We start from the raw sequence: 4,439 nt of genomic DNA, 5'->3' as shown, positions 1-4,439 counted from the left end.
CTGCAATACTCTCAGGATTTGTGGCTACTTGAAGCTCAAATAATTCTACTATAGTCTTATCTTTGGGATACTCTTTTTGGGTTTGGTTAAAGGATTCTAAGAGTAACTTCTCATCTTTTGGGATAATATCAATATCTTTAAGAGCTTTATCCTCTTTTATCTCATCTAATATTTTGATGAAATAAGTTATAAATCGTCTAATAGTCGAAGCATCAAATATATCACTATAATACTCATAAGAACAAGATAAACTCTCACCCTCATCAATCACCTCTAAGACCAAATCAAATGTTGAAGATTTTTTCTCTAATTTATATTTGCTAAAGCCCATATCATCAAGAAGCCTTTTTGAACCATCTTCATAGACAAACATCACATCAAAGAGTGCATTTCTAGCCAAATCTCTGTTTATATCAAGCTTTTCTACCAACTCTTCAAATGGATACTCAATATTATCAAGCATTTCTAAAAATCGTTTTTGTATCTCTTGCATATAAGATGAAAGATTAAGTTCTACGGCTATATTTTCTCGTATGGCTACAGTATTGGCAAACATACCTACTACATTAGAGTAATCAGTATCTCTTAGCGTTACAGGAATACCTATTATAATATCATCTTGTGATGTAATTTTATTTAGAAATATTGAAAAACAACCATACAAAAGCATATTGATAGAGACTCTATATCCCTTGGCAATATCTCTTAGTTTAGTAGTCATGAGATTATCTATAGTGAAATACTCCATATCACCTTTAAATGTTCTATTATTAGGATAAGGTCTATCTGTAGGCAAGTTTAACACAGGCGTATCACTAAATTTCTCTAGCCAAAACGCCTCTTGTTTTTGAAGTTTAGAACTACTTAATAAATTCTCATACTCTAGTGAGAAATCAAAATAATCTTTTTTGGGTGTCTCTAACTCTTTATCAAAGTATAAGGCATTAAAATCCTCCATTACAATATCAAGCGAAGGACCATCAAATACAGTATGATGTGTCTTTAAAACCAAAATAGAGCTGTTTCTCTCTTTTATCACTAAAGCTTTAAAAAGTAAATCATTTTCTAAATTAAACTCTTGATTTAAAAAATATTCTATTTGAACCTCTATATTATCAACATCTAATATATCCAAGATAAATTGATGACTATTGACTCTTTGATAGACTACCTCATCTCTAAGATATAGATTTGTCCTAAGTGAGGGGTGTCTTTGGAGTATTTGACTAAAGACCTTTTGGGTTTTATCTATATCAAGACTCTCTACTCTCCATGCCATAGACATATTATAGATACTAGCACTATTTTCAAATTGGCTCAATATATAGAGTCTCTTTTGAAAGGATGTAGCCTCCATACTGTGACTCTTTATTTTAGAAAAAAAACCTCTCTCTTTAAGCTCATTCAATGACTCTTTTACCTTATCTATGATAAAGTCCAAATCCTCTTGTGTGTGAGAAGCAGACAAAAAACAGACTCTTTTTTCCCAAGTATAGACACCCTTATATATAAGCATATAAAAAAACATATCTATTTCTATAGGGTTTAGAGCTGTTGCATACTCCCTATAAAAATCAAATCTAAAAAGTGAACCAAAGTGATTTAATTTGATAGGAAAATGGTTTTGAGTAAAAAATCTATTTAACGCTTTGGCTAAATAGTCTGTTTTCTCATTGACCTCTTTTTGGATATTTGGATTGTCTTGAAGCACTTTAAGTGTAGCAAGAGAGGCACTGAGAGTGAGAGGATGCTTACAAAAAGTCCCTCCAAAACTCATCATATCTTCTCTAGGATAACTCTCGTCTCCAAAATCCCAATCTCCACCATCAATGACATCGAGATACTCTTTGTCTCCTGCGATAATACCAATAGGCATCGTCCCACCTACTACCTTACCAAAAGTAAAGATATTGGGTTTTATTCCAAATATCTCACTCACTCCTCCTCTAGCACATCTAAATGCTGTAATCATCTCATCAAAAATCAGTGCGATACCTAATTCTTTTGTCACGGCTCTTAACTCTTGTAGATATTCTTTTGGTTGAAAATCCACTCTTCTACTCTGTACTGGTTCGACCAAAACACCTGCTATCTGATGAGCATTTTCTCTTAAAAAATCAAATACCTTCGGTGAGCCATAAGCAAATTCAAATATATCATTGGCACATCCTTGATTTACTCCTAGAGAGGTAGGGAATGAGCCATTTTCATCTCCACTATTGAGGATAATATCAGCTGTTCCGTGAAATGAGCCTTGGAATTTGACGATTTTTCTCTTTTGTGATTTGGCTCTAACCATACGCAATACAGCCATTACTGCTTCTGTACCAGTATTTGAGAAAGTAACCTTTTGGGTATTGGTAAACTCTCTGATAATATCAGCTACCTCTTTTGTCATACTATTTTGAGGAGCTAAGACAAATCCACTCTCTATTACTTCACTCATAGCCTCTTTGACTTTGGGGTGATTGTGTCCCAAAAATACTGCTCCATACCCCATAGATATATCCACAAAATTATTATCATCACTATCTACAAACTTCGCTCCACTAGCACTTTTGGCTACTATTGGATAGTTTATCTCTTTGAGGGATTGTCTATATATAATCGTATTTATCCAATCCGTAACACCTTCTTTACTCTCTTTTGCCAATGCTTTTGATTTTTGTGTTTTGTGATTATATTTGATAATAAATTCATCTATAAAATGTTGTTGTTTACTTGTTAAATCGTCTTTATCTTTTTTAATTGTTTTAAGTTGAGCATTTTTAAGTACTTCAGGGTCTATTTCTCTCTCTGTGTCTCTTTCTTGTATGGGAGTATGTTCTCCTTTAAGCGTAGATAACTGCGTATCAAAGAGTTTAGTCAAATTATTAATAGAGTCTAATTGTTCTTTGATGAGTTCCCTATCAGAAAGAGTATTACTCAGTGTTTGAGTGTTATTATTACTTTGAATGGATTGAATTTCTATAGGAGCAGTCTCTACCTCAACAAGACTATTTTTGTCTATAAACTGAGAAAACTTTGCTAATGTATTGAGTTCCATATAGAACTCTTTCATCTCTATCTCTACAGCAAACTCTTTTTTGGCACTCTCTCTAAGCTGAAAGAGTGATAAAGAGTCTAGTCCCAATTCAAAAAGGTTTATATCTACATCTATCTCTTTGATACCTGATACTTGATAGATTAACTCTTTGAGTCTATCTTGACTATTGGTTCTACTTACTAATTCTATTTTTGTTTTTGGTAATATATTTATTGATGGTTTGCTACTAGCAAAATCTATAGCAAAATTATCTTTTCGTAGAGGATGCGTAGGGATAGCCATTTTCTGTCCAAAGTCTTGATAAAAAATATCCCAATTTATATCAAAATCATTGGTATAAAGTGTTGCCAAAGCATCATAAAATGATAATGCTCTGTTTTTTCTCAAAGTTGGAATTACTGTTACGCCACTTGACTGTTGCATGATCAAAGAAGAGAGATGTGCATCTGCACCTATCTCTATAAAGGTATTATATTTTTGATTGTTTAAGTACTCTATCGTATCAGCAAACCGAACGCTATTTCTAAAGTGAATAGAAAAGTAGTTTTCATCAAGCTCATCCATACGCGTCGCTTTCATCGCAGAGATAAAAGGAATTTTGGGTTTATTATAAGTGATTTTTGTCGCTTCATAATGAAAATCAAATAAAATACTATCCAAAAGCACAGAGTGATAGGCTTGATTAATATTAAGTTTTATAGACTTAATCCCTTTTTCTTTCAACTCTTTTGCTAAAGTTTTTAATGTCGCATCTTCACCAGATACCACCACCTGCTTTGGAGCATTGATACTGGCTATAGATAACTTGTCATAGTATCTATTTATCTCATCAAATATCTCCTCTTCACTACTCATAAAGAGATACATTGCACCTTTCGTATCAATCGTACAAATAAGTTTTGAACGCACAAGTACCAGTCTCACAGCATCTTTGAGACTCAAAATACCTGCTATTACAGAAGCCACATACTCGCCCAAACTATGACCAGTCACACCATCAGGCTTAACATTCAAAGCAATAAGGTATTTTGCCAAAGCATACTCTACGGTAAATATAGATGATTGTGTATAAATAGGCTCATTTAAAAGAGGCTCATCATCTGCAAAGATAATATCTACTAAAGGCTTATCAAGATACTCTCCAAACACATTAGCACACTCCAAGAAATACTCTCTAAATATCGGTTCATCTTCAAATAGCTCTTTTGCCATATTGGGATAGTGACTCCCCTGCCCTGTAAATACAAATATATTCTTTCTTTTTTCATCTATAGTATTAGATTTGAAGAGACTCTTTTGAGATTTGAAGTCATCAACACTAGAGCCAACTAGAGCCATTTTATTTTGATATGTATATTTTTGTGATGCTGTATAAATAAAGTCATTTAAGTTG

1 protein-coding gene is annotated in these 4,439 nt (G+C 33.0%); it reads right to left on the bottom strand.

Annotation, left to right across the window (positions count from 1 at the left end; translation table 11 throughout):
• On the bottom strand, window positions 1–4,439 hold a 4,439-nt coding region (locus GSY74_RS05960; RefSeq protein ID WP_164664187.1), incomplete at both ends, for an aminotransferase class III-fold pyridoxal phosphate-dependent enzyme.

Origin of the sequence: Sulfurovum sp. bin170 (assembly GCF_010892395.1) — a bacterium.
Taxonomy (GTDB): domain Bacteria; phylum Campylobacterota; class Campylobacteria; order Campylobacterales; family Sulfurovaceae; genus UBA1140.
Note: the sequence above shows the minus strand (reverse complement) of the source record. Positions and strands in the feature narration are given on the sequence as shown.